We start from the raw sequence: 24676 nt of genomic DNA on the forward strand, positions 1-24676 counted from the left end.
CAATTGTACGGCTACTATGCCAAGTCGGCACTTTTTCGCAGGCAATACTTTGGCCTAGCCTTCTTGTCAGTACGGCTTGGGGACCAGTTTGACCGTCTTAGAGAAACCCAGAGTATCGGATAGCTCCGCCCAGATCGCCATGCTGGAGCGCACATTGGAGGTCTCTCCCCGGGTCGCTCTGGCCCATCTCCCGACCCCGCTGGAACCGCTTGATCGGCTCTCCGAGATGCTGGGCGGGCCGCGGATCTGGGTGAAGCGCGACGATTGCACCGGGCTGGCCACGGGCGGGAACAAGACCCGCAAGCTCGAATTTCTCATGGCCGAGGCCCTGCGCCACGGGGCGACCTGCGTGATCACCGAAGGGGCGACCCAATCCAACCACGCGCGCCAAACTGCTGCGGCCTGCGCCCGGCTTGGGCTGGGCTGTCATATCCTGCTTGAGGATCGCACGGGGTTTCAGGACCCGGCCTACCGGCTCGGGGGGAATGTCCTGTTGAGCCGGCTCCATGGCGCGACGGTCTCGGCCCGCCCCGCCGGAGCGGATATGACCTCCGAGATGGCGCGGCTCGCGGACCGGCTCAGGACCCAAGGCGCGCGCCCCTATATCATCCCGGGCGGCGGCTCGAACGCGCTCGGCGCCCTGGGCTATGTCAATTGCGCGGCAGAACTCAGCAGGCAAGCCCGGGACACGGGCACCCGCCTCGACGGGCTTGTCCATGCCACGGGCAGCGCCGGGACACAGGCGGGTCTGCTCGCCGGGCTGTGCTCCATTGGCAGCGAGATGCAGCTTTGGGGGATCGGCGTGCGCAGGGCCCAGGACCGGCAGGAAGAAAAGGTCCACAGCCTCGCCACTGCCACGGCGGACCTGCTCGGCAATGGCGTGGTGATCCCCCGCACCGCCGTGCGCGCCACGGACAGCCAGATCGGCGCCGGTTACGGCCAGCCCACCCCCGCCATGTGCGCCGCCCTGCGCCAGGTCGCCCGGCTCGAGGGGCTGCTCCTCGACCCGGTCTATTCCGGCAAGGCCATGGCCGGCCTCATCGAGCTTTCCCGCGCAGGCCATTTCGATGGTCTGCACAATATCGTCTTCCTCCATACCGGAGGCAGCGCGGCCCTGTTCGGCTATCCCGAAACCTTCGATCTGCCTGGCTATCAGGCATGACCCCTCTCTCATCCAACAAGGAGATGCACTCATGAAACTGAAACAACTCGCTCTGGCCGGGGCGCTCAGCCTCGCCGCCAGTGTCCCTGCCGCCGCCGAGGATTTCACCGGCACCCTGGCCAAGATCGCCGAAAGCGGCGTGATCACCCTGGGCCACCGCGAAAGCTCGGTGCCCTTCGCCTATCTCGACGAGAACCAGCAGCCGATCGGCTATTCCATCGATCTGTGCATGAAGATCGTCGAGAAGGTCTCCGAGACCGTCGGCAAAGAGCTGGAGGTCCGCTACGTCCCCGTGAACCCCAAGACGCGTCTGGCGCTCATGGCGAACGGGACCATTGACCTGGAATGCGGCTCGACCACCAACAAGCTCTCGCGGCAGCAGCAGGTCGAGTACCTCGCCACCACCTTCGTGACCGGCACCAAGCTCATGGTCCGCAAGGGCAGCGGCATCGCCTCGGTCGCCGATCTTGAGGGCAAGGCCGTGGCCCTGGCCCAGGGCACCACCAACGAGCTGGCCGTGAAAGCCGCCATCGAAGAGCTCGGCCTCGACGTCAAGGTCCTGCCCGTGCGCGACCATGCCGAAGGGATGCTCTCGCTCGAGACCGACCGGGTCGATGTCTATGCCACCGACCACATCCTGCTCTATGGCCTGATGTCCAAGTCCAAGACCCCCGAAGAGTTCGAGGTCGTGGGCGATTTCCTCTCCTATGACCCTTACGGTCTGATGGTGCGCCGCGATGACAGCGCCTTCGAGCTCGTGGGCAAGGCCGCCCTGGCCGAAGTGTTCCGCACCGGCGAGATCATGGAGATCTATTCCAAGTGGTTCGACCCGCTCGGCGTGCCCGCGACCCCGCTGCTGCAGGCGTCCTTCGCCCTGAACGCCCTGCCGGAATAAACGGCCGGACCAGACCCCAAGGCGGGGCGCCGCGTGCGCCCTGCCTCCACTGCTTTGCCCCGGGGGCTCCTCCATGAATTACAACTGGAACTGGTCGGTCCTCTGGGCTGATCCCTATCTCGGCTGGCTGATCTCCGGGGTGCAATGGACCTTCGCGGTGGCGCTTGCCGCCTGGGTCATTGCCCTGGGGCTGGGCATCCTGATCGGCGTGGGGCGCACCCTGCCGAACAAGCCCATCGCCTTTCTCTGCACCTGCTATGTGGAGCTGTTCCGCAATGTCCCCCTGCTGGTGCAGATGTTCATCTGGTATTTTGCCGTGCCTGAAATCATGCCCGATGATGTGGGCCGCTGGATGAAGCGCGACATGCCGAACCCGGAATACGTGACCGCCGTCGTGGCGCTGGGGCTTTATACTGCCAGCCGCGTGGCCGAGCAGGTCCGCGCCGGGATCCAGGCCGTGGGCAAGGGGCTGACCTCAGCCGCCTATGCCAACGGGTTCTCCACCGCCCAGACCTATCGCTATGTGCTGCTGCCGATCTCCTTCCGGCTGATCGTGCCGCCCATGACCTCGGAATTCCTGACGATCTTCAAGAACTCCTCCCTCGCGCTGACCATCGGCCTTCTGGAGCTGACGGCCCAGTCCCAGCAGATCGCCGAATTCACCTTCCAGGGGTTCGAGGCCTTTACGGCGGCCACGGTGATCTATGTCTGCATCGCCCTGATGGCGACGGTGATCGCCCAGTCGCTGGAGAAGTTCACCCAGATCCCCGGCTTTGTAGGGAAGGGCTGATCCATGGGTGATTTTGATTATGCCGTCATCTGGAACAACCTCCCCTTCCTGTGGGAGGGGTTGCAGCTCTCGCTGTGGCTGACCTTCCTCGCGATCATCGGGGGCATCGTGCTCGGCACGGGGCTGGCGCTCATGCGGCTCTCGGGCTTTCTGCCCCTGTCGCTCTTTGCGGCCACGTATGTGAACCTGATCCGGTCGGTGCCGCTGATCCTTGTGATCTTCTGGTTCTACTTTCTCGTGCCCCTCGCGATCGGGCGGCCCATCGGCGGGTTCTACTCGGCGCTGATCGCCTTCGTGATGTTCGAAGCCGCCTATTACTCGGAAATCATCCGCGCGGGTATCCAATCCGTGCGCCAGGGTCAGGTCCATGCGGGTCAGGCCACCGGGCTCAGCTATTGGCAGATCCAGCGCTATGTGGTCCTGCCCCAGGCCTTCCGGAACATGATCCCGATCCTCGTGACCCAGGGCATCATCCTGTTTCAGGACACCAGCCTCGTCTTCGTCGTCTCGCTGCGCGACTTCATGACCGTCTCCTCCATCGTCGCCCGCACCGAGGGCCGTCTGGTCGAGATGTATGTCTTCGCCGCCATCGTCTATTTCATCATCTGCTTCGCCGGGTCCATGTTCGTCCGGCGGCTTCAAAAGGCCAAAACCGCATGATTACCATTGATAACGTCTCGAAATGGTATGGAGATTTCCAGGTCCTGACCGACTGCACCACCAAGGTCGATACGGGCGAAGTGGTGGTGGTCTGCGGGCCCTCCGGGTCCGGCAAATCCACCCTGATCAAATGCGTCAACGGGCTGGAGCCGGTGCAGAAGGGCACGATCTTCGTGGAGGAGACCGAAGTCACCGCCCGCCGCACCAACCTCACGAGGCTGCGCTCGCGGATCGGCATGGTGTTCCAGCATTTCGAGCTCTACCCCCATATGTCCGTGCGCGCGAACCTCTGTCTCGGGCAGGAGAAGGTGCTCGGACGCTCCCCGGATGAGGCCAATGCCAAGGCCGAGGCCCTGATCGACCGGGTCGGGCTCAAGGAGCATATCGAGAAATTCCCCGGACAGCTTTCGGGCGGTCAGCAGCAGCGCGTCGCCATCAGCCGGGCGCTGGCCATGGACCCGATTGCCATGCTCTTTGACGAGCCGACCTCAGCCCTCGATCCCGAGATGATCAACGAAGTGCTCGACGTGATGGTCGAGCTTGCGCAGGACGGCATGACCATGATGGTCGTCACCCACGAGATGGGCTTTGCCCGCAAGGTGGCCGACCGGGTGGTCTTCATGGATCAGGGCGCCATCGTCGAGGACCGCGCCACCGAAGCGTTCTTCGGCAATCCCGAAAGCGCCCGGGCCCAGGACTTCCTGTCCAAGATCCTCAACCACTGAGGGCGCGCGCCCCCCTAGAACCGGATCTCGTGCGGCTCTGCGCACCGCGCGGGATCATTGATGCAGAACAGGGGCTGGTCGATGAACTGGAGCTGCGTGATCGTCATCTGGATCAGGCACTCCATCTGGTCGGTGATCGCGCCGGAGCCGCCGGGCTGGCCCCGCGCAGCGAAACTGCAGGCCGCGTCGCGAAACGGGATCCAGGCCCGCTGCATATCGCGCAGGGCGTCCTGATAGGGCGTGCCGTCCCGGTCCGCGTCATACCCCTCTTGCTGGGTCATGCGCGCCTGATAAGTAGCGTTCAGCTTGGCATCCCACCACTCGTAAACCACCTGCTGGCAGAAGGCCCAGGCATTGGGTGAGCCCCCGGCATTGATCGCCTCACCGCAGAAATTGAGCGCCCCGTCCGGCGCGCAGTCCGCATCCTGCCAGCACGCCTCCAGCATCTCGCCCATCTCGGCCACGGTATCCGCCGGAACCTCGTCCGCCGCCGCCGGAAGCGGCACGGCCAGACAGGCCAGTATCGCGATCACGTATTTCATCCTGCACCCCGCGTTTTGCATGGTCAGATCCAGTCTTGCGGGTGCCGGGGCCAGGGGCAAGGGCGTCAGGAGGCCGCGCCCGCCTCTTCTTCGAGCACCTTGCGCGCCACGCGGAAGCATTCGAGCGCTTGCGGCACCCCGCAATAGATCCCGATCACGTGGATGATCGCGCGGATTTCGTCCTGACTGACGCCATTGGTGCGCGCGCCCCGGCAATGGATCTCCCACTCGGTCATCTTGCCGAGCGCGCCGATCATCGACAGGTTCATCATCGAACGCGTCTTGGCGTCGATCACGTCATCGCCCCAGCCAAAGCCCCAGCACCAGGCAGTCATCGCCTCCTGAAACGGGCGGGTGAAGTCATCGGCGGCGGCGAGGTTTTTCTCGACATAAGCCGCGCCGAGCGTGGCCTTGCGCTGCTCGAGGCCCTTGAGGAAGAGGTCTTCGTCCATGCTGTCTCCGGGATTTGGCGTGAAGGGGCCGTCTCAGCCCCGCTTGATCGCGATATTCTTGGTCTGGACGTAGTTCCACAAGGCCTCGCGCCCCTTCTCGCGGCCATAGCCGGATTTCCCGACCCCGCCAAAAGGGGTCTCGACCCCGCCCGCATACCATTCATTGACGAAAACCTGCCCGGCGCGCAGCTGCCGCGCGGCCCGCGTCGCCCGGTCGAGGTCGCGGGTAAACACCCCGGCCACCAGCCCGTAATCGGTGCCATTGGCGATCTCCAGCGCCTCGGCCTCGTCGCGGAAAGACAGGATCGACAGGACCGGGCCAAAGACCTCGGTCTGTGCGACCTCCATCTCCGGGCGCACCTCCGCCAGAACCGTGGGCGCCATGAAGGCGCCGGGCCGGTTCAGGGGGCGGCCACCGGTCACGACCCGCGCGCCCTCTCCCTGGGCGGTCTCGACCATGCGCACGGCGCGATCCCGCTGGGCCTCGGAGACCATGGCGCCCATGCTCGGCCCCGCCTCCGCCCGGTCGATCCCCGGCCCGGTGGAGAGCGACTGCGCCACCGCCTCGGCCCGCGCGATCAGCTCTTCGGCGCGGCTTTCATGGACGATCACCCGGCTCATGGCCGAACAGACCTGCCCCGCATTGAAATAGATGCCCCAGCGCAGATCGGTCTCGAACGCCGCGAGGTCGTGATCTTCATAGACGATGGCCGCGGATTTCCCGCCGAGCTCCAGCACGCAAGGAACCACGTTCCCGGCCGCCGCCCTGGCGATCGCGACGCCCGTGGGCACAGAACCGGTAAACACGATCTGGTTGACCTGCGGATGGGAGGACAGCGCCGCCCCCGCCTCCGCCCCGAGCCCGCAAAGGATGTTCACCGCCCCCGCCGGCAGACCCGCCGCCTCTGCCGCATGGGCGAGATAAGCGGTACAAAGCGGGGTCAGCTCCGGCGTCTTGATCACGCAGGCATTGCCCGTGGCCAGCGCCGCCGCCATGGAGCGCGCGGTCATCTCCAGCGGGTAGTTCCACGGGATGATCTGGGCGGAGACGCCGTAAGGCTCCATCTCGGTCCAGTCGTAATAGCCCGCCCCGAGGGGAACCGAACGCCCCTCCACCGTGCTGGCCTGATTGCCGTAATACTCGAAATAGAGCGCCGCACTCTCGACCTCGATCCGGGCCTCCCACAGGGGTTTGCCCTGCTCCAGGGTCAGAACCCGGGTGATCTCACCCAGATGCTCCAGCAGGTAGCGGCCCATGGCCTGCACCATCCGCCCGCGCTCGATCGGGCGCAGATCGCTCAGCGCGCGGGAGAGATGCACGCGACGCGCGGCCTGCACCGCCCGGTCCACATCCCCCGCATCGGCCAGGGCCTGCTCGGTCAGGGTCTCGCCCGTGCCGGGATCGGTGATCGCAAGACGGCCCGCGCCGCCCAGCACCCAATCCCCGTCGATATAGTTGTACCAAAGCGGCGCGATCTGGGGCTCAGCCATCGACCGCCTCCCGCATCCAGCGCTGTAAATGCAGGATCGAATGCTCGGAATTCACGCCAGAGGCCGGATCCACCACCAAGGGCCCCGGCACATAGCCCCGGGATTTCAGCCCGCGCTGCACGCTCTCGACCAGATGGATATCCTCCTCGACCGTGGTCGCGCGGTCCTGCTGGGCCATCCGGCGCACGGTCTCGTCATCGCGCCCGCCGATCGAGAACCAGCCCCGCCAGACCACCACCTTGTCCGGCCCCACGGCCCGCCAGTGATAGGTGTTCAGCAGGTTCCCCGGATAGACCTGAAACGAGAACATGGGCCAGAGGAACCAGCTCGAATACTTGTCATGATTGGGAAAGCCGCTCTCGATATCGTAGCTCAGCTGATCCAGGGACGTGCATTCCGTGGTGTGGCGCAGGCAGCGGCCTTGGGGCTGGATGTCATAGGTCTCGGGCTTGATGACCCCGGTGGCAAAGGTCGGATGGTTCAGGGTGCAATGGTAGCATTCCGAGTAGTTCTCGACCGAGACCTTCCAGTTGCAATTCTCCGGGATCTCCACCCATTCCAGGGGCATGAGCTCGGCCCAATGGGGAATGAACGCCTCCAGCTCGTCGCGCGCGCCGGGGAACCAGTCCTCCATGGGGGCGGCGTCCGGGTCGAGATTGACGAAGATGAAGCCGAGAAAGACCTCCGTGCGGACCTCCGTCAGGCAGATCTTGCTGGCGTCAAAGCCGGGCACGGATTTCGAGTTCGGCGCCGCGCGGAGCCGCCCGTTCAGCTCATAGGTCCAGGCGTGGTAGGGGCAGACCACCACGCGCGTGCGGCCCTCGCCCTGCACCAGCTGATGGGCGCGGTGCTGGCACACATTGTAGAATGTGCGGATCTCGCCATCCCGCCCCTTGATGCAGAACAGGCTTTCATCGGCCATCTCGAAGGTGAAATAATCCCCCGGTGCGGCCAGCTGGCTCGCATGACCGGCAAACTGCCAAGTCCGCGCCAAGAGCCCCGATTTCTCTACCTCGAACACCGCAGGATCCGTGTAATAGCGCGCATCCAGCGACCGCAGCGGCATCGCCCTTTCGTTCATTCAGGTGCCTCCCCGTCATAGATCCCCAATTCGTGGCGGCGGCGGTGGAACCGGTCGACCCGGTCCACGATTTCGTCGCTGGCCACGGCAATCACAAAGCTCAGCAGGGTCTCGAGCAGGGCAATGGTCGAGACCGAAGAGGGAAAGAATTGCGGTGTGTCCGCCGCGAGGACAAAGCCGTGATCGGCCGCGAGGATGATCGGGCTCGCCGGGCTGTCCGAGAGGGCCACGACCCGCACCCCCTGATCCTTGGCGATCCGCACGGCCTCGATCACCTCGCTGCGATAGGGCCGGCAGGTCATGGCGATCAGCACATCCTGCTCATTGGCCCAGGCCAGATCATCCACCGCCGTGGAGCCCGGGCGCGGGATCGCGTGGAAATCGGTCATGCCCGTGGAGGCGAGATAGGTGAAGTTCCGCGCGTTGGAATTGTTCACGCCGACGCCAAGAACAAAGACCTGGCGCGAGTTCCAGATCTCCTCGGCGGCGCGCTTCAGAGCCTCCGCCTCGATGCCCGCGAAGGTTTCCTCGAGGTTGCGAATCGCCGCCTCGACCATATCCGCATAGAGCCCGCCAAGATCGCCGGATTTGCGGATATCCTGCAGCCAGCGCGCCCGGTCCGGGAAGCTCACCGCGCCCTGGCGGATCGCCTCGCGAAACGGCGCGCGAAACTCCTCATAGCCGTCAAACCCCACCTGCCGCGCCATGCGCACCACGGTATTGGGTTTCACCTTCGCCGCCTCGGCGATCTCGCGCACGGTCGACACCCCGACATCGGCGGGGTTTTCCAGCACATAGCGCGCCGCCTTCTGCGCCTCGGGCGTCAGGGCGTCCCATTCGGCGGAAAGGCGGTCGAGCACGCCCGATGATACATCTGTCCCATTCATGATTGACTCTGGTACAGATGTTCTCTAGCCCTGTCGAGGAAATTCGCACGGCTTTGGAAAAGGAAAAGAGCCATGGCTGAGACGGCATTCCCCACACAGGCCCGCGTGGTCATTGTCGGAGGCGGCGTGATGGGCGTCGGCCTCGCCTACCATCTCGGCCATGAAGGCTGGGGCCCGGACACGGTGCTGCTGGAGAAGGCCGAGCTGACCTCCGGCTCGACCTGGCACGCGGCGGGTCAGATCACCCATTCCACCAGCTCTTACGGCCTCGGGCGCTGCGTCGATTATAATATCGACCTCTATTCCGGCGCGCTGGAGGCCGAGACCGGCCAGCCCGTGACCTGGCATGGCTGCGGCTCCTTCCGGCTGGCCTATACCGAAGACGAGATGGATTGGCTGCGCCACACCCTCTCGGTCGGGCGTGCCCTGGGCTTCAATATCGAGCTGGTGAGCCCTGACCGGGTGGCCGAACTGCACCCGTTCTACAATCTCGACGGGGTGCTCGGCGCGCTCCACACCCCCGATGACGGCCATGTGGACCCGACCAATGTGACCATGTCCATGGCCGCCGGGGCCCGTGCCAAGGGCGTCCGGATCCTCCGCCAATGCCAGGCCACCAACATCACCCAGGACCGCGACGGCTCCTGGCTGGTCGAGACCCCGCGCGGCACGATCCGCTGCGAGCATGTGGTGAATGCCGGCGGCACCTATGCCCGCCAGATGGGCGAATGGTCCGGGCTGCAACTGCCCATGACCTCCATGACCCACCACTATTTCGTCACCGACGAGGTGCCCCAATTCCGCGATCTCGACCGCGAACTGCCGGTGATCCGCGATGACAAGAAGGTCTCCGGCTATATCCGGATGGAGCAGAACAAGGGCCTGATCGGGATCTACGAGAAGGAGAACCCGAACTCCGTCTGGCATGATCACTGCCCCTGGGAATACGAAAACTGGCTGTTTGAGGCCGATTACGACCGGGTCATGCCCTATCTCGAGGAAAGCCTGAACCGTATGCCGATCTTTGCCGAGCTCGGTATCACCCGCGACGTCCATGGCGCGATCAGCCACCCGCCCGACGGCAACCCGCTGATCGGCCCCGCACCCGGCGTGCACAACTACTGGTGCTGCTGCGGCACCCAGATCGGCATCGGCTGGGGGCCGGGCCTGACCCGCGAACTCGCCCGCTGGATGGTCCACGGCGCCGCCGGGATCTCCATGCGCGAGTTCGATCCCCGCCGCTTCGGCCCCTACGCCACCAAGGACTGGCAGGTCACCAAGGCCCATGAGGATTACTGCCTCCGCCACGAGATCCCCTTCCCCCATTTCAACCGCCTCGCCGGTCGCCCGGTGAAGCCCTCCCCCCTGCACGAGACCCTCGCCGCCAAGGGCGCCGTCCATGAGGAGGTGTTCGGCTTCGAGCGCCCCCGCTGGTTCGCCCGCGGCGACGTGCCCGCCGTGGATCAATACAGCTTCCGCCGCAGTCAGGTGGACGAGATCATCGCCGAGGAGGTCCGCGCCGTCCGCGAGCGCGTCGGCATCATGGATGTCACCGCCTTCACCAAGGTGGAGGTCGCAGGTCCCGATGCGGAGGCCCTGCTCGATCGGCTGACCGCCAACCGCATGCCCCGGAAAACCGGCTCGATCACCCTGACCCATATGCTCAACCGCGCCGGGACCATCGAGTTGGAGACGACCATCGTCCGCCTCGGGCCGGATCGGTTCTATCTCGTCTGCGCGGCCTTCTTCGAACAGCGCCTCATGGACCATCTGACCCAGCATCGCGACGGCGCGGAGATCACGATCACCTCCCTGTCGGAGGCCTGGGGCGCGCTCTCGCTCAACGGCCCCCGCTCCCGCGAGGTGCTCGGCGCCTGCACGGCGACGCCGCTCGACAACGCCTCCTTCCGTTGGCTCTCGGGGCAGGAGATCGAGGTCGCGGGCCACAAGCTCTGGGCCCTGCGCATGTCCTATGCCGGCGAGCTCGGTTGGGAACTCCACATGCCAAAAGCGGCTCTATTGCAGGTCTATGAGGCTCTGTGGCAGGCCGGAACGCCCCATGGCATCGCCGATTATGGCAGCTTTGCCATGAACGCCATGCGGATGGAAAAAGGCTTCAAGGGCGCAGGCGAATTGACCAATGAGGTGACCCTCGCCGAGGCCGATGTTCTGCGCTTTGCCCGCACGGACAAGGACTATCTGGGGCGCGACAAGACCCTGGATCGCGATGGCGCGCGCTGGCTCTGCACCTATCTGGAGATCGAACCCGATGGCGAGATCGACGGCCATGGGGGCGAGGCGGTGATGCTGGATGGCCGCGTGGTGGGTGCCACGGCCTCGGTCGCCTATGGCCCCACAATGGGCAAGATCCTCGCCTTCGCCTATCTCGCGCCCGAGGCCACCGCGCCCGGCACTGCGCTTGAGGTGGTGATCCATGGCACGCCCCGCCCGGCCCGGGTGCTCGACGCGCCCGCCTATGACCCCGAAAGCCGCCTGCCCCGCACGGATGCAGCCCTCGAGGCCGCGGAATGAGCGCACGCCCTCCCCTCCCTGACACCATGGCCGCCATGGTCACCATGGGCCATGGCGGGCTCGACCAGATGGTTTGGCACCGGGACTGGCCCCGCCCCGATCCCGGCCCCGGCGAGGTGTTGATCCGGGTCCGCGCCTGCGGGCTGAACAACACCGATATCAACACGCGCGTGGGCTGGTATTCCAAGGCGGTGTCCGAGGCGACCCAGGGGGACGCCTATGCCACCGTGGATGACAGTGACCCGACCTGGGGCGCAGCGCCCATCGCCTTTCCGCGCATTCAGGGCGCCGATATCTGCGGGGAGGTCGTGGCCGTGGGCCCAGGGGTGGAGGCTGCCCGGATCGGCGAACGGGTGATCTCCGACAACTGGCTCCGGGACCCCGAAGCCCCCTGGGACCTGACGAAGACAGGGTATTTCGGCTCCGAACGGGATGGGGGTTTTGCCGAATACACCACCCTGCCCGCCCAGAACGCGATCCCCGTGCGCTCGGATCTCAGCGATGCGGAGCTGGCGACCTTCTCCTGCTCCTATTCCACCGCCGAGGGGATGCTGACCCGGGCCAAGGTGACCGCCTCCGACACGGTGCTGGTCCCCGGCGCCTCGGGCGGGGTTGGCACGGGGCTCGTGCAACTCGCCAAACGGCGCGGGGCGCGGGTGGTGGCCCTGGCCTCCGAGAGCAAGCACGCCGCCGTCCGGGCCCTGGGCGCCGACCGGGTCCTGCCCCGCGCGCCCGAGGATCTGCACGCCCTGCTGGCCGATGAGACGATCACCGTGCTTGCGGATGTGGTGGGCGGGCCGTTCTGGCCGACCCTGCTCGACGTGATCGCGCGGGGCGGGCGGCTGACCTGCTCCGGCGCCATTGCCGGCCCCATGGTCACGCTTGACCTGCGCACCTTCTACCTGCGCGACCTGACCTTCACCGGCTCCACCGTGATCGCCCCCGAAGTGACCCGCAACCTCGTGCGCTATATCGAAGGCGGCGAGATCCGCCCCGCCCTCGCCGCCACCTACCCGCTTTCCGAGCTGCACGCCGCCCAGACCGCCTTTCTCGAGAAACGGCACACGGGCAGCCTTGTGGTCCTGCCCTGACGAGCCCTGCGATGAAGATCACCCGGATCCGCCTCTGGCATGTGCCGCTGACCTCCCACGCGACCTATTACATGGCCGCGGGCAAGAGCTGCGCGACCGTCGAGACCGTCGTGCTCGCGGTCGACACGGATACGGGCCGCACAGGCTGGGGCGAGGTCTGCCCGATCCCCCATTACCTGCCCGCCTATGCGCGCGGGGTGGCCCCGGCCCTGGCCGAGCTCGCACCGGTGCTGATCGGCGGCGAGCCTCTGGGGGCCGAGGCCCTGACCGCGCGGGTCGCCAAGCACCTGCCCGGCCATCTCTATGCCCGCTCGGCGCTGGACATCGCCTTCTGGGACCTGACCGGGCAGGCGGCCGGCCTGCCACTTTACGCCCTGCTCGGCGGGCGGCAGCAGGCGGACCTGCCGCTCTATCACTCGATCACCTGCACCGATCCGGACGAGATGGCCCGCATCGCACGTGACGCCCAGGCCCAGGGCATGACCCAGTTTCAGGCCAAGCTCGGCGCGGGGGACGACTGGGCCACGGATGTGGAGCGCCTGCGCGCCGTGCGGGCGGCCATCGGGCCCGGCCCGATCCTCTATGGCGACTGGAATTGCGGAACGACGAGCCTGACGGCCTCCCGCGTTGGGCGCGCGGTGGCCGATCTCGACGTGATGCTCGAGCAGCCCTGCGAAACGCTCGAGGAATGCGCCCGGGTCCGCGCCGCCACGGGCCTGCCCATGAAGCTGGACGAGCTGGCCTGGGACACGGCCTCCCTGCTCGACGCGCATCGCCTCGGCATCCTCGACGCAGTGGCCCTGAAACTGTCGAAATTCGGCGGGCTCAGCGCCCTGCGCCGGGCGCGGGATCTCTGCCTGCATCTGGGCCCGGTGATGTGCATCGAGGACACCTGGGGCAGCGATATCACCATGGCCGCCGCCCTGCATCTGGGGGCCACCACCGACCCGGCGCGGCTGCTCAATGTCTGCGATCTCTCGGGCTATGTGGCCCCGCGCCTCGCCCCGGACGGCCCCACCCGCGCCGCAGGCCGCATCGCCCCGCCCGAGCGCCCCGGCCTTGGCCTCGCCCCCGATCTCGACCTGCTCGGCTCCCCTGACTTCATCCTGGATTGATCCCATGCATATCACCCGCTCCCAAACCGACTGGATCGCCCGCGCCCGCGAGGTGCTGCCCGCCGCGGGCTTTGGCAATTTCGACCCCGGCATCGTCATCGCCCGGGGCGAAGGCGCCAAGGTCTGGGACGAGGATGGCCGCGACTATGTGGACTACCTGATCGGCTCCGGCCCGATGCTCCTGGGGCATGGCCACCCGGAGGTGATGGAGGCCGTGCTCGAACAGCTCCCCCGAGGCATGACATTTTTCGCCAATAACGCGCGCGGCATCGAGCTGGCCGAGGCGATTTGCGAGGCAGTCCCCTGCTGCGAGCAGGTCCGCTTCGTCACCTCCGGCGGGGAGGCGGACATGTACGCCCTGCGCCTTGCCCGTGCCTTTACGGGCCGCAGCAAGATCCTGAAATTTGAGGGCGGCTATCACGGCATGTCCGCCGAGGCGCAGATGAGCCTCGCCCCCGCGCGGGAGGTCAACTTCCCTCAGGCCGTGCCCGACAGCGCCGGGATCCCTGCGTCGGTGGCCGAGCAGATGCTGATCGCGCCCTTCAATGATCTGGAGGCGGTGGCGTCGCTGATGGCCGAGCATGACGACATCGCCGCGATCATCGTGGAGCCCTTGCAGCGCATCATCCCGCCGAAACCGGACTTCCTGCGCGGGTTGCGCGCGCTCTGCGACCGGCACGGGGTGCTCCTGATCTTTGACGAGATCGTCACCGGGTTTCGCCTCGCCTATGGCGGCGCGCAGGAGCGTTACGGCGTGGTCCCGGATATCTGCACCCTGGGCAAGATCATCGGCGGGGGGTTCCCCCTAGCCGCCCTCGGTGCCTCCGCCGAGATCATGGCCCATTTCGACAAGGAGGTCGTGGGCGCCGACAAATGGCTGATGCAGCTGGGCACCCTCTCGGGCAACCCGGTGGCCGCCGCCGCGGGGCTCAAGACCATGGAGGTGCTGAAACGGCCCGGCCAGTACGACCGGCTGCGCGCCCTCGGCACCTGCCTGCAGGAAATGCAGAGCACTGCGCTCGACGCCGTGGGGCTCGACCACCGGATCTGCGGGGATCCGACCCTGTTTGATCTCTATTTCACGAGCGCCGATCCGGTGGATTACCGCAGCGCGCGCCATGACGATCCCGGGCGGAACGGGGTCTATAACCGGGTGCTGCGCGAGAACGGGGTCTTCAAATCCCCGGGCAAGCTCTATCCCTGTCTTGCCCTGACAGATCTGGATCTGGCGCGCACGGTCACCGCCGTGTCCCGCGCCGCCGAGGCCACGGCGCAGGCGGCCGGCACCGCCTGACACCCTCCGCACCGGAGCGCCCCCGCTTCACGGGGGCGCGGACCCGCTGGGCGCCCTTGCCATTTGCATAATCCCCAAGGGCGCGCAGGCGCATCGCAGCCACCGGGCGCGTCCGCGCGCTCAAAGAGCGCGCATGGTCCCCCCCGCTCCTCACGAAGATGTGGGCACACGCCTGCCGATCCCGCGCCGCCGCCCTTTGGCCTTTGGCGGGAAACAGGCTACCATAGCGGCAACCAAGGCCCCCGACCCGCAGCCGCGACAGGAGACCCGCCATGACCCGCACGCCCTTCACCCGCCGCACCCTCATCGCCGCCGCTGGCGCCACAATCGCCACGGGCGCGACCGGCCTCCGCGTCCCCGCCCGGGCCAGCGGCCTCGCCCCCACCCGCTCCATGCGCGGGGGCTCGAACAATTACCGCGCCGGCGCCCCCATCGTGGACCGGATCGGCGGCGGCGGCTTCTGGATGACCGGCACCGTGCGCCGCGCGGGCGATGGCGCCCCGCTCGAGGGCCAGCGGATCCAGATCTGGGCCCATACCACCGAAGGGCATGAGCGCGACTGGCACAGCCATGGCGCGACCCTGACCGACGCCAACGGGGTCTTCCGGCTCGAGATGCCGCAGATCGTCCCCGCCTTCGGCCAGCCCCATGGCCACCTCGCCTATGACAGCGAGGACTTCAAAACCGTCTTCCTGCGCCCGGTCATGTCGAATCGCAAGGATACCAGCCTCGAGGCGCATTTCGTCCTCACCCCTGCCTGACCCCGCATGCGCACGGCCCTGATCTGGGGCGGGCTCACGCTCGCCCTTCTGGTGCCCCTTGGCGCTGCCGCCCTGAGCCCGCTTCTGGCCTGGCGTGACCCGATCTATATCATGGCCGGGTTTGCCGGGGTGATTGGGCTGGGGCTGATGCTGGTCCAACCGCTTCTGGCGCTGGGACTTCTGCCCGGGCTCTCCGCCCCGCGCGCCCGGCGGATCCATGGCTGGGTCGGGGCAAGCCTGCTGGCCGCGGTCCTGCTCCATGTCGCCGGGCTCTGGATCACGTCGCCCCCGGATGTGATCGACGCGCTGACCTTCAGCTCGCCCACGCCGTTTTCCCTCTGGGGCGTGCTGGCCATGTGGGGCATCTTCGCCACCGCCGGTCTCGCGGCCAGCTGGCGCCACCTGCATCTCCACCCGAAGCTCTGGCGCCGCGCCCATCTCAGCCTCGCGGTGCTGATCACCGGGGGCACCATCGCCCATGCCCTGCTGATCGACGGCACGATGGAGCTTCTGACCAAGCTCGCCCTCTGCGGTCTTGTGGCTCTCGCCGTGGCCAAAGCCCTGCACAGCCGCTGGGGCCCACAACGCCCGAAAACAGGCTCTTGAACAGGGTCAACCGGCCTTGAATTGCCCGGAATTTGATCTTGAGCGAGGGTCGCTTTGACCTCACTCTGAGGCCATTGAGGTTTCATCAAAGCGATTGTTTCCATGGTTTTTCAGCTCGACACCAAGCGTCAGGTCTTTGCCCAGAACGCCCAGGACGTGGCCAGCCCCACGCCGTACTCCATCCGCATCACGCCTCAAGGCTGGCTCGAATACCGCGAGGGGCTGGGCCTGTGGCAGGCCTTCGACCCGCAACCGCCGATGGAGGTCACCCATCTCGCCGCCGACAACAACCGCGTCTTTATCCGCCTGGCTGACAAGAGCCTGCATTGGTGCGTGCTGCGCACGGATATCGGCGCCTGGGTGGACTACAATTTCCGGGTGATCTCGGACCTCGTCAGCACGTCCAGCACCCTGCAGACCCTGCTCGACACCGCCGCGCAGAGCCTTCCGAACAACATGCTGGATACCGAGCTGGCCAAGCTCTATGCCGTGCCCGATCTCTGGCCCAACGGACAGGTCCCGCCCCAACCGAGCGACCGCGTGACGGCGATCCGCGACTGGCTCGCGGCCTATCGCGCCCGGCTGAACAGCGCCCATGCCACGCCCCCCGGCGCGCTCCACGGCCCCTGGACCCGGATCCGCCGCGGCCCCTTGCCCGGCGAGCCCGGCCCCGAGGATCCCGACGTCATCGACATCGCCGTGGGCAATTGGCACCACACGGTCACCACCCTCTATGTGATGCTCGGCACTGGCCGGATCCTCTATCTGGACGAAGAGCCGATGATGCCCTTCTGGCGCGCGGTCCCCGGCACGGAAACGCCCCAGATCCAGGATAGCAGCGGCCTGCGCCTGCGCCCGGACGCGATCCTGACCGCCTCCCACTCGGTGCTGGCGACCCTGCAACCGGGGCTCGGGCAGGTCTCTTTCCGGCGCTGGGACTACCACAACCCCACGGATTTCATGTTCTTCCCGCTGGTCAACTGGACCGAGAGCGGGTGGACCCACCGCAAGACCGGCCTCACCAACCCCGAAGCCATCGGCTTCGACACCTCCTTCACCGGCCCGGGCGGCACCCCGCGCCCCTGGGACGTGCCCCTGCCCCACCCGTTCCTCCTCCACCTGCGCCGCAGCCAGGAGCAGGCGATCCTGACCGAGCTCATCCGCTTTCTCGACTGGCCCCCGGTGGCCGACCTCGCCCCCCTCGTCGCGGCCGCCACCATGGTGCTCGGCCACCTGATCAGCCTGCCCGAGGACAAGGCCGAGGCCACGGGGCCCCTCCCCTCCCTCAACGAGGTGCAGGCCCTGATCTCGACCGCGAAAACCAACCCGGCCATCTCTTTCGCCCTGCGCAACCTGCGCCAGATCGAAGCCGACCTGCGCGCCCAGCTCGACGAGCCCCGGGTCTCCCCCGTGCCCGGCACCCTCGCCCGCCAGGCAGAGACCCTGTCGCGCCGGGACATGGGCACCGCGATGATGCTCTGGACCCTGATCCGCGAGGCCGCGGGGCGGATTGACGCCGCCGCAGGCCGACGCTCCGGCGTGGGCACCTTCGGGGACAACCCGATCAAGCCCAATGGCGCCTATCCGGTCGATATCTGGGTCCGGGATGCCAGCGGCACCCACCGCCGGGCCACATCCGCAGATGCCCGGGGGCTCGGCAGCATGGCCCTCACGGCCAGCCCGGAAACAGCGCCGCACCGCCCGGAAACCGTCTCTATACAAGGCGAATGGCAAGACAAGGCCAGCGGGCTCAGCGCTGGTCCCCCGCCCCGCATTCGTCGCACACTCCGCGTCAGCGCCCCGACCCGGCTCGGCCCCGGCGCGCTCTATGACTGGAGCCTCTCCGTGGCGGGCGCTCCGCCCCAGACCCAGCGCAGCTCCGAGCCGAGCGTCACCTTCGCCGTCGATGGGCATCCGGGCGACAGCCTCGCCCTCAGCCTCACCGCCCGGGACAGCGCGGGGGCAGGCCTGATGGGGCTGACAATCCTCACGATCCCCGTGCCCGAACTGGCGCTCTCGGTGGATATCGCCCGCTCCACACCCTTCGGCGCACCGCAGGATCGCCCGCTCGAGACCGCCGATGGCAGTGCGATGACCCCGGTTCCCGTGCGCCAGCAAGGCTATGGCCCCATCGCCCTCCGGATCCATGGCGGCGCGCTCGGCCCGGGCCCCTACCGGCTCGACTGGCAGGCCAGCCATCACCGCCGCGGCGCCCATACGGTGGACCGCCTGCCCACATGGATCGACCTGCCCACCCTGCCCGGCACCGCACCGAGCACCATGATCTCGCCCGGCCTCGGCACGCCCGGCTTGGGGGCGCCAAGCCCCATTCTGGTGGGCGGAACCAGCCCGCAACTCAGCCTCAGCCAGCCAGAGCGGTTCTCGGTCACGGTCACCCTCACCGATGGCGCAGGCCAGACCGCCAAGGCCACGCTCAGGATCAACCCCTGGCGCCCCGCTGCGGCCCAGCAGACCTCGCCCGGCGGGGTGGCGCCCTCCGGTCCTGCCCTGCCCGATCCGGTGCTCGACGGGCTCACTGCCCGGCTCGAGGATCTCGCCGCCACCGGGCGCTTGACCGGGCTCGAGGATCTGCAAACTGCCCTCGCGGCCCTGAGCGCGGGCGGAACCCAGCCCCCTGCCCTCCCCGACAGCCTGCGCAGCACGCTTTTCGAGGCAGTCACCCGGCCGAATTCCCCTTCCGAAGAGCCGTTTTTCCCAAGTTAGAGCCGCTCATGGCCCGCGGGCCTATCGCGCCCTGCGTCGTCGGCGCAGAAGGCCAAGCCCGCCAAACGCTCCAAGAAGCAGTAGCCCGCCCGCCGGCAGCGGGATCGGCGCGGGTGGCGGATCAACGGGATCTGCAGGGGTGATCCGCAGGGCGACATTATCGATCACGAGGTTGCCGCAGCTATCAAGGCAGGTGTACCAAAAGCTGTCATCCCCCAGAATTCCGAAATCGGTTGCGGGACCAAAACCCGGCACCACGGCGATCTCCAGCCGGTCGATCTCCTCGAACACACTGGCAAAGGGCGCATCGCCAGTGGGCAAGGTCGCGACCGCGCAGCCCCCGCATATGAAGGTTATCGATCTCGATCAGGCGCCAAGAGTTATTGGTCCGGATATAGTCATAGCCCGCCAGTGTGGTCGGATCGATCCCGGGGGTCAGCAGGGCCTTGGGCACGCCCAACACCTCGGGGAAACTGTTCACGATCTTGAGGCCCAGAAGGTCAAACGCCTCAACCGACACGCTGGCGCTGAGCACAAGACCCGGGAAACCCGTCTTGCCGCCGGGCAGGACGGCGTGGTCGCTGCTCGCGCAGGTGCCGGGATTGCGGTAAGAGATCCCCTCTTGCGATCCCACCGGAAAGCACTGCCCAGTTTTCATTGTAAAGCGTGTCAAAGATGATCACCGTGGTGGTCGCGGCCTGCCCCCCGGGCTGGCCGCGAGGCATAGTCCAACACAAATCCCCACGGCACAGAGCCCCTGCAAAGACCTTTGAGGCAAGGTCATGAGACCTCCTCCGTTCTGTGATCGGGGCAGCATCGGCATGGCACAGATGACGGGGTTTCCTGAGGCCTATGGTGCCGCAAGCCGGCGCGGGGCTCAGGCGCGGGCGATCTCCACCTTGCGGATGCTGCGATCCACGCTTTGCGCCGCCTGCAGCAGGTGCTCGCCATAATCCCGCGCCACGGTGGTGGCCACGAAGGGCGAAGCGGCGGCGAGGGTCAGGCACCCTTCCCGCAGCTCCACCTCGTCCAGCTTGCTGAACCACGCGGTGAAGAGCGCGGGATGCGCCTCCCGCAGCAGGCCCTGGATCCCCGGCCAGACCTCGCCGGTCTGCGAGACATCCGGAACCCCATGCAAAGAGACGACATTGCTCTGTGGCGCGGGGCTTGTGCCCTCATTCATGCGCCCCTCGAAATCCGGGCCGATATGGGGCCAGGCCGGGCGCGTGTCGCGCAGGATCTGCGCGAGGTTCAGGCCATGGACCGTGACACGCCCCCGGGCCCCGTGCCGCTTGACCACGACCCAGTCCTTCGCGCGGAGCTTCGCCATCTCCCGCTTCACCGTCCTTTCTTCCACGCACCACAGCCGCGCAATCTCCCGCTGCCCCACGGCCAGCTCGTCCCGCTGCCAATTGTACCGCGTGGTGATCAGCGCCATCAGCCGCATCACCAAAAGGCGTTCATGCTTGCCCGCCGACAAACCGAACGCCATCATCGCAGACAGCAGATCATATTTCCTGGCCGACGCCGCGCGCCCGACCGGAGCCTTCAGGGACATCGCACCCTCCTTCGGGGTGTCGTTGCTATGCTGAGACGAAGACTGCTCACGCCTCTCGGGGGCTGCGGTCCGCTTATCTCAACGCTTTTCCGTCAGCTTGGCTTATTTGCGTCCGCAACTTCGATTCTGTCAACTGCTTTGTCCGGACGGACCCGACCCCAAACCCTTTCTGCCAGAAAGAAAAGGTATCACTGGTATTGGGGGACATTCTGTCTGTCCCCTTATCGGCCCGAGATGTCCCCCAATCGGTGGGAGAGCTTCCCGGCATGTCCCCCCATATCTGGCGCCCGGATCAAGAGCACGCAGTGCAAAGCCCCCGCCCCCGATTCGCGCCGAGTCACCTGATTTGCCACAGAAAACCCGCATCCCGCCGAAGAGGCACTTTCAGCTTAGGAAGTGTTTTGCTCTTCTGCAAATTCGGCGTAAAAGAAGAAAAGGCAAAAATCTACGTCCGCGGAGTATCGCACTATGTATACCCATGAGGATCTCGCCCGGCTTCAGGCCCAGTCCCTCAAGATGCAGAGCTGGATCCGGCGGCAGACCTTCTCGCCCGAGAACACCAAGACCCTGCGCCGGTTCTCCAGCTGGGAGGTCTCGGAGCTCATCTTCAAGGTCAACCAATCCACCTTCCGGGGCCGCCTCGCCGCGGACCCGAACCTTCCCTCCGGGGAAGTGGAGGAGGATGGCCGCCAGCGCTGGTTCAGCCTCGCCGAGATCAACGAGCTGCGCCGCCGGATGAAGATCAACCGCAAGACCCTCCTGCCCCCGCGCCCGGCGAACAAGCGCGCCATCCGCGTGGCCATCGCCAACTTCAAGGGCGGCGCGGGCAAATCCACCGTGGCGCTCCACTTCGCGCACGCGGCCGCGCTCGATGGCTACCGGGTTCTCGCGGTCGACTTCGACCCTCAGGCGACGCTCAGCCACTCCATGGGGCTCAGCGACGTGGTCGAGGATCACACGGTCTGGGGCATCATGGCCCGCGACCTGATCCACGAGACCGACCGCATGAACGCCTCCGCCGCCGGGGCCGAGAGCGGCACCGCCCTGCCCCAGCGCCAGATCCCCGCCGCAATCCGCGACCTCGGCCTCGACGCCCTGCGCATGGGCGATTTCATCCAGCCCACCGCCTGGCCGACCATCGACATCATCCCCTCCTGCGCCAATGCCGCCTTCGTGGAGTTCGCCTCGGCCCAGTACCGCCACCTGAACCCGGAATGGTCCTTCTTCGCCGCCGTCTCGCGCTTCCTCGATCAGATCCCCGATGACAGCTATGACATGATCCTCTTCGACTGCCCGCCGGCTATCGGCTACCAGTCCATGAACGCGGTTTTCGCCGCCGACATGCTCTACATCCCCTCCGGCCCGGGCTATTGGGAGTATGACAGCACGACCTCCTTCATCGGCCAGCTCGCCGAAGCGCTGGAGGATCTCGCCCATGGCGCCGACAGCTTCGCGCACGGTCAGGTCACCCTTCCGAAAGTGTTTCAGGATATCCGCTTCCTGATGACCCGCTACGAGCCCGGGAACGAGCTGCACCGGGCCATGTTCGACGCCTTCCGCAAGGTGTTCGGGGACCGGGTCGCCGAGAGCCCGATCGAGATGACCCGCGCGGTGGAACAATCCGGGCGCTTCCTCTCTTCGGTTTACGAGATCGACTATCGCGAGATGACCCGGGGCACCTGGCGCCGGGCCCGCGCCACGTTTGACGCCGCCTATGCGGAGTTTCGCGGCCATATGCTGGCCGCATGGGAGAACCTGGAGGATAGGTCATGAGCAAGAAGCGCCGGATGTTTGACATCGACATGCCTGACGACGCCCCTGCCGCCGGGGCGACCTTCCCCGCGGGGAAGGTTTCCGAACCGAGCGTGCCTGCGCGGCGCGGCCCCATGGCGTCTGCCATCGCCGAGTCTTCGGACAGTGCCCGGGACCGTGCCGCGCTGGAGGCGCAGATCCGGGCCGAGAACGACACGCTCGCCCATGAGTTCGTGCGCCTGAAAAAGGCCGGGCTCGTGGTGGACCGGATCCCTCTGGATCAGATCGAGACCTACAAGCTCGTGCGCGACCGGCTGCCCGGCGCCGATGAGTATCTGCCGGAGCTGGTCGCCTCGATCCGGGATCTGGGTCTGTCGAACCCGATCCAGGTCGAGCCGCGCGAGGATGGCCGCTATGAGCTGATCCAGGGCTTTCGCCGGATCCAGGCCTATCGCGCGCTTCTGGAGGAAACCGGGGATGCCGAGCGCTGGGGCGCGATCCCCGCTGGCATCGTGGCCACGGGCGACGCGCTGGAGGCGCTCTACCGTCGGATGGTCGATGAGAACATGGTCCGCAAGGACATCTCCTTTGCCGAGATGGCCCAGCTGGCCCTGAACTACGCCGCCGATCCCGAAACCAAGGAGCAGGACCCGAACAAGGCCGTGGCCGAGCTCTTTCGGTCTGCCAGCTACTCCAAGCGCAGCTATATCCGCAGCTTCATCCGGGTGATGCGGGAGCTGGGCGAGGACCTGCAATTCGCGGCCGAGATCCCGCGCGCGCTCGGGGTGCGGTTGGCCGCGCGGTTTGACGAGATGGAGGGGGTGCCGGGGGCGATCCGCGCCGAGCTCAAGACATGGGAAAACCGCTCCATCGTCGAAGAGCTCAACGTGCTCCGGCGCTTTGCGGGCGGGGACGGGGGCGCGCTGCCTGAGCCTGCCTCCAAACCGCCGGCGAAGGCTGTGGTCTCTGGGCCCCAAGGCTCCAAGGCCAAGACCACCTTCCAGATGACGCGCCCCCATGGACGGGCGAAATGCACCGCCGCCAATGGCCGGATCGAGATCCGGATGGAGCGGGATTTCTCCGCCGTGGACCGCCGGAAGCTGGAGCTGGCCGTGCAGCGCTTCCTGGATCAGCTGGACTGAAAACCTTCCCCGCGGGGAAGGTCCGTGACCCGCGCGACCGAGGACATAGGGCAGGGGGCGCCCGGACGCTCCGCCTCTTTTGACCATCGTGCAGAAAAAAACCTTCCCCGTGGGGAAGGCTTTTTTTTGTTGGGATCGGCATCGACCTTCCCCGCGGGGAAGGTGGGAGCTGAGGCCTGATCCAACGGGGGCAGGGCCACCCATCGGGCAGCCCTGAGCGTGTGAACGGTGTGATGGATCAGGCGAAATCGAAGGCGTCGCCCGTGATCAGGAGCGTGTCCACCGACGTGCCGGAGGCCTCGATGGCGATGATCGCGGAGTCGTCATCCCCGCCCAGATAGCGCACATCCGGGTCGTCGCCTGAGAGGGCGAGGGCCACCAGTTCATCGGCCTCACCCGCATCGATCTTTGAGCCGCCGATGATCGCCTTTGCTGCGGCGCTGTCCACATTGCCGTCATCCCCGGAGAAGAAGTTGTTCTTCTCGTCGAAGTCGAACAGCCCGATCTGAGAGGCGCTGTTCTTGAGGTTGATGCTGTCGTTGAAGGCGTCGAAATAGGCGTCGCCCTTCAGGATCAGCGTGTCGACGGTCGCGCCGTTGGCTTCGATCTCGAGGATCACGCTGGAGCCCGTGAAGTCGATGGTGATGCCCGAGTCCGCCTGTCCGGCCTCGCTCAGGGCGTATTCGGTCAACTCGATCGCCTCGTCGAGCTCGAGCTTGCTGCCCCCGAGGATGCCCTTGACGGCGGCACTGTCCACATTGCCGTCATCGCCGTGGAAGGTCTTGTCCTTGTCATCCTCGAAGATGAAGACCCCGACTTCAGACTTGCCGTTCTTGAGGTCCACGCCCTTGTCGAGCGCGTCGCAGACCGCCTGGAAATCCGCCAGATCCGCGAGCAGCTTGTTGAGTTGGTCCCCCTCGAAGCGGAAGATATCCGTGGACCAATCGCCCTCCACCGCGATGCTGACAAAGCCGTCCCCGGCATCGACGAAGGTGACCGTCTCGCTCTCGCCGCTGGCTGCGAGGGTGACCAGGGCGATGAGTTCGGGGTCGAGCGCGCCGGTCTCGTTGTCGGTCAGGCCGAGCTGCTTTTTCTGGAAGTTCTTGCCGTCCTGACCAATGGTCATGATCGCGCCCATATCGGCGTTGTGCTTGTGATCGAGCACGGTAAGCGCGTCGATGGTGTCGAGGTCGATATGGTACTCCTTGCCCCGGTCGCCGAGATCGACCACGCCGACATTCCCGCTGGCGCCGCTGACCTTATGGACGCCAACCTCTTTGATCTTCAATTCGCTAGACAATTTGATCCTCCTCGCCCGCGCCGCGTGGCACGGGGACTGACAAGGGGGCGCTGCAGAATGGCGGCGCTCCGAAACACTGCGACCCCCGCTGGACTGGGCGGAAATCGACCGCCCGC

General features: G+C 66.6%; 22 protein-coding genes. 14 read left to right on the forward strand and 8 right to left on the reverse strand.

Features of this window, described 5'->3' with window-relative positions; translation table 11 throughout:
* Positions 1-139 precede the first annotated feature (139 nt).
* The 5 genes from ACP153_RS21240 to ACP153_RS21260 all read left to right on the forward strand — a co-directional run bounded on the left by ACP153_RS21240 (position 140) and on the right by ACP153_RS21260 (position 4232).
* Positions 140-1162 (forward strand): D-cysteine desulfhydrase, encoded by a 1023-nt coding sequence (locus ACP153_RS21240; protein ID WP_424973015.1) that lies wholly within the window; start codon positions 140-142, stop codon positions 1160-1162.
* Positions 1163-1193: 31 nt separating this feature from the next.
* Positions 1194-2057 carry an amino acid ABC transporter substrate-binding protein gene (locus ACP153_RS21245; protein ID WP_424973016.1) on the forward strand — a complete coding sequence of 288 codons (864 nt, stop codon included), beginning with the start codon at positions 1194-1196 and terminating at the stop codon, positions 2055-2057.
* Positions 2058-2130: 73 nt separating this feature from the next.
* On the forward strand, positions 2131-2847 hold the full coding sequence (locus ACP153_RS21250; RefSeq protein ID WP_424973017.1) for an amino acid ABC transporter permease: 717 nt from the start codon (positions 2131-2133) through the stop codon (positions 2845-2847).
* A gap of 3 nt (positions 2848-2850) precedes the next feature.
* Entirely contained in the window at positions 2851-3507 is a 657-nt protein-coding gene (locus ACP153_RS21255) for an amino acid ABC transporter permease (protein ID WP_424973018.1), read from the forward strand.
* Entirely contained in the window at positions 3504-4232 is a 729-nt protein-coding gene (locus ACP153_RS21260) for an amino acid ABC transporter ATP-binding protein (protein ID WP_424973020.1), read from the forward strand. Before ACP153_RS21255 ends, ACP153_RS21260 begins: the two co-directional genes overlap by 4 nt.
* A 14-nt stretch (positions 4233-4246) precedes the next feature.
* Here ACP153_RS21260 and ACP153_RS21265 read toward each other — a convergent pair whose 3' ends face one another.
* The 5 genes from ACP153_RS21265 to ACP153_RS21285 all read right to left on the reverse strand — a co-directional run bounded on the left by ACP153_RS21265 (position 4247) and on the right by ACP153_RS21285 (position 8685).
* Entirely contained in the window at positions 4247-4774 is a 528-nt protein-coding gene (locus ACP153_RS21265; RefSeq protein ID WP_424973021.1) for a lysozyme inhibitor LprI family protein, read from the reverse strand.
* Positions 4775-4839: 65 nt separating this feature from the next.
* The gene (locus ACP153_RS21270; RefSeq protein ID WP_424973022.1) at positions 4840-5226 is read right to left on the reverse strand and encodes a carboxymuconolactone decarboxylase family protein; all 387 of its coding nucleotides are present in this window, start codon (positions 5224-5226) and stop codon (positions 4840-4842) included.
* A 33-nt stretch (positions 5227-5259) separates the two neighbouring features.
* Positions 5260-6717 carry an aldehyde dehydrogenase family protein gene (locus ACP153_RS21275; protein WP_424973023.1) on the reverse strand — a complete coding sequence of 486 codons (1458 nt, stop codon included), beginning with the start codon at positions 6715-6717 and terminating at the stop codon, positions 5260-5262.
* Positions 6710-7798 (reverse strand): aromatic ring-hydroxylating oxygenase subunit alpha, encoded by a 1089-nt coding sequence (locus ACP153_RS21280; RefSeq protein ID WP_424973024.1) that lies wholly within the window; start codon positions 7796-7798, stop codon positions 6710-6712. Before ACP153_RS21280 ends, ACP153_RS21275 begins: the two co-directional genes overlap by 8 nt.
* Positions 7795-8685, reverse strand: coding sequence for a MurR/RpiR family transcriptional regulator (locus ACP153_RS21285; protein ID WP_424973025.1), 891 nt, complete (start codon positions 8683-8685; stop codon positions 7795-7797). The genes ACP153_RS21280 and ACP153_RS21285 overlap by 4 nt, the downstream gene beginning before the upstream one ends.
* A gap of 72 nt (positions 8686-8757) precedes the next feature.
* Here ACP153_RS21285 and ACP153_RS21290 point away from each other — a divergent pair, with 72 nt between their 5' ends.
* From ACP153_RS21290 to ACP153_RS21320, 7 genes are all read left to right on the forward strand, one after another.
* Entirely contained in the window at positions 8758-11217 is a 2460-nt protein-coding gene (locus ACP153_RS21290) for an FAD-dependent oxidoreductase (protein WP_424973026.1), read from the forward strand.
* Positions 11214-12308, forward strand: a complete 1095-nt coding sequence (locus ACP153_RS21295) for an alcohol dehydrogenase family protein (RefSeq protein WP_424973027.1) — start codon at positions 11214-11216, stop codon at positions 12306-12308. The genes ACP153_RS21290 and ACP153_RS21295 overlap by 4 nt, the downstream gene beginning before the upstream one ends.
* Before the next feature lie 11 nt (positions 12309-12319).
* Positions 12320-13423, forward strand: a complete 1104-nt coding sequence (locus tag ACP153_RS21300; protein ID WP_424973028.1) for a mandelate racemase/muconate lactonizing enzyme family protein — start codon at positions 12320-12322, stop codon at positions 13421-13423.
* A gap of 4 nt (positions 13424-13427) precedes the next feature.
* Entirely contained in the window at positions 13428-14717 is a 1290-nt protein-coding gene (locus ACP153_RS21305; RefSeq protein ID WP_424973029.1) for an aspartate aminotransferase family protein, read from the forward strand.
* A gap of 272 nt (positions 14718-14989) precedes the next feature.
* Entirely contained in the window at positions 14990-15478 is a 489-nt protein-coding gene (locus ACP153_RS21310) for a twin-arginine translocation pathway signal (RefSeq protein WP_424973030.1), read from the forward strand.
* 6 nt (positions 15479-15484) lie between these two features.
* Positions 15485-16084: a ferric reductase-like transmembrane domain-containing protein gene (locus ACP153_RS21315; RefSeq protein WP_424973031.1), complete on the forward strand. Its 600-nt coding sequence runs from the start codon at positions 15485-15487 to the stop codon at positions 16082-16084.
* Positions 16085-16186: 102 nt separating this feature from the next.
* Entirely contained in the window at positions 16187-18808 is a 2622-nt protein-coding gene (locus tag ACP153_RS21320) for a hypothetical protein (RefSeq protein ID WP_424973032.1), read from the forward strand.
* 21 nt (positions 18809-18829) lie between these two features.
* Here the strand turns inward: ACP153_RS21320 and ACP153_RS21325 are convergent, their stop codons facing one another.
* Entirely contained in the window at positions 18830-19129 is a 300-nt protein-coding gene (locus tag ACP153_RS21325) for a VPLPA-CTERM sorting domain-containing protein (protein WP_424973033.1), read from the reverse strand.
* A gap of 556 nt (positions 19130-19685) precedes the next feature.
* Complete coding sequence (locus ACP153_RS21330) at positions 19686-20366, reverse strand: DnaA N-terminal domain-containing protein (protein WP_424973034.1); 681 nt, start codon at positions 20364-20366, stop codon at positions 19686-19688.
* Between the two features lie 468 nt (positions 20367-20834).
* On the opposite strand from ACP153_RS21330, the gene ACP153_RS21335 reads away from it, so the two are divergent.
* Positions 20835-22139, forward strand: a complete 1305-nt coding sequence (locus ACP153_RS21335; protein WP_424973035.1) for an AAA family ATPase — start codon at positions 20835-20837, stop codon at positions 22137-22139.
* Complete coding sequence (locus ACP153_RS21340) at positions 22136-23260, forward strand: ParB/RepB/Spo0J family partition protein (protein WP_424973036.1); 1125 nt, start codon at positions 22136-22138, stop codon at positions 23258-23260. Before ACP153_RS21335 ends, ACP153_RS21340 begins: the two co-directional genes overlap by 4 nt.
* Positions 23261-23498: 238 nt before the next feature.
* On the opposite strand, the gene ACP153_RS21345 is transcribed toward ACP153_RS21340, so the two are convergent.
* A complete protein-coding gene (locus ACP153_RS21345) occupies positions 23499-24560 on the reverse strand; it encodes a hypothetical protein (RefSeq protein ID WP_424973037.1) in 1062 nt (353 codons plus the stop codon).
* Positions 24561-24676 lie beyond the last annotated feature (116 nt).

This window comes from Dinoroseobacter sp. S76, assembly GCF_049801095.1.
Classification (GTDB): domain Bacteria; phylum Pseudomonadota; class Alphaproteobacteria; order Rhodobacterales; family Rhodobacteraceae; genus Dinoroseobacter.

Excerpts from the sequence above, each read along its gene's own strand:
- ACP153_RS21240 (WP_424973015.1), top strand. The coding sequence starts at position 140 with ATGCTGGAGCGCACATTGGAGGTCTCTCCCCGGGTCGCTCTGGCCCAT.
- ACP153_RS21245 (WP_424973016.1), top strand. The coding sequence starts at position 1,194 with ATGAAACTGAAACAACTCGCTCTGGCCGGGGCGCTCAGCCTCGCCGCC.
- ACP153_RS21250 (WP_424973017.1), top strand. The coding sequence starts at position 2,131 with ATGAATTACAACTGGAACTGGTCGGTCCTCTGGGCTGATCCCTATCTC.
- ACP153_RS21255 (WP_424973018.1), top strand. The coding sequence starts at position 2,851 with ATGGGTGATTTTGATTATGCCGTCATCTGGAACAACCTCCCCTTCCTG.
- ACP153_RS21260 (WP_424973020.1), top strand. The coding sequence starts at position 3,504 with ATGATTACCATTGATAACGTCTCGAAATGGTATGGAGATTTCCAGGTC.
- ACP153_RS21265 (WP_424973021.1), bottom strand. The coding sequence starts at position 4,774 with ATGAAATACGTGATCGCGATACTGGCCTGTCTGGCCGTGCCGCTTCCG.
- ACP153_RS21270 (WP_424973022.1), bottom strand. The coding sequence starts at position 5,226 with ATGGACGAAGACCTCTTCCTCAAGGGCCTCGAGCAGCGCAAGGCCACG.
- ACP153_RS21275 (WP_424973023.1), bottom strand. The coding sequence starts at position 6,717 with ATGGCTGAGCCCCAGATCGCGCCGCTTTGGTACAACTATATCGACGGG.
- ACP153_RS21280 (WP_424973024.1), bottom strand. The coding sequence starts at position 7,798 with ATGAACGAAAGGGCGATGCCGCTGCGGTCGCTGGATGCGCGCTATTAC.
- ACP153_RS21285 (WP_424973025.1), bottom strand. The coding sequence starts at position 8,685 with ATGAATGGGACAGATGTATCATCGGGCGTGCTCGACCGCCTTTCCGCC.
- ACP153_RS21290 (WP_424973026.1), top strand. The coding sequence starts at position 8,758 with ATGGCTGAGACGGCATTCCCCACACAGGCCCGCGTGGTCATTGTCGGA.
- ACP153_RS21295 (WP_424973027.1), top strand. The coding sequence starts at position 11,214 with ATGAGCGCACGCCCTCCCCTCCCTGACACCATGGCCGCCATGGTCACC.
- ACP153_RS21300 (WP_424973028.1), top strand. The coding sequence starts at position 12,320 with ATGAAGATCACCCGGATCCGCCTCTGGCATGTGCCGCTGACCTCCCAC.
- ACP153_RS21305 (WP_424973029.1), top strand. The coding sequence starts at position 13,428 with ATGCATATCACCCGCTCCCAAACCGACTGGATCGCCCGCGCCCGCGAG.
- ACP153_RS21310 (WP_424973030.1), top strand. The coding sequence starts at position 14,990 with ATGACCCGCACGCCCTTCACCCGCCGCACCCTCATCGCCGCCGCTGGC.
- ACP153_RS21315 (WP_424973031.1), top strand. The coding sequence starts at position 15,485 with ATGCGCACGGCCCTGATCTGGGGCGGGCTCACGCTCGCCCTTCTGGTG.
- ACP153_RS21320 (WP_424973032.1), top strand. The coding sequence starts at position 16,187 with ATGGTTTTTCAGCTCGACACCAAGCGTCAGGTCTTTGCCCAGAACGCC.
- ACP153_RS21330 (WP_424973034.1), bottom strand. The coding sequence starts at position 20,366 with ATGTCCCTGAAGGCTCCGGTCGGGCGCGCGGCGTCGGCCAGGAAATAT.
- ACP153_RS21335 (WP_424973035.1), top strand. The coding sequence starts at position 20,835 with ATGTATACCCATGAGGATCTCGCCCGGCTTCAGGCCCAGTCCCTCAAG.
- ACP153_RS21340 (WP_424973036.1), top strand. The coding sequence starts at position 22,136 with ATGAGCAAGAAGCGCCGGATGTTTGACATCGACATGCCTGACGACGCC.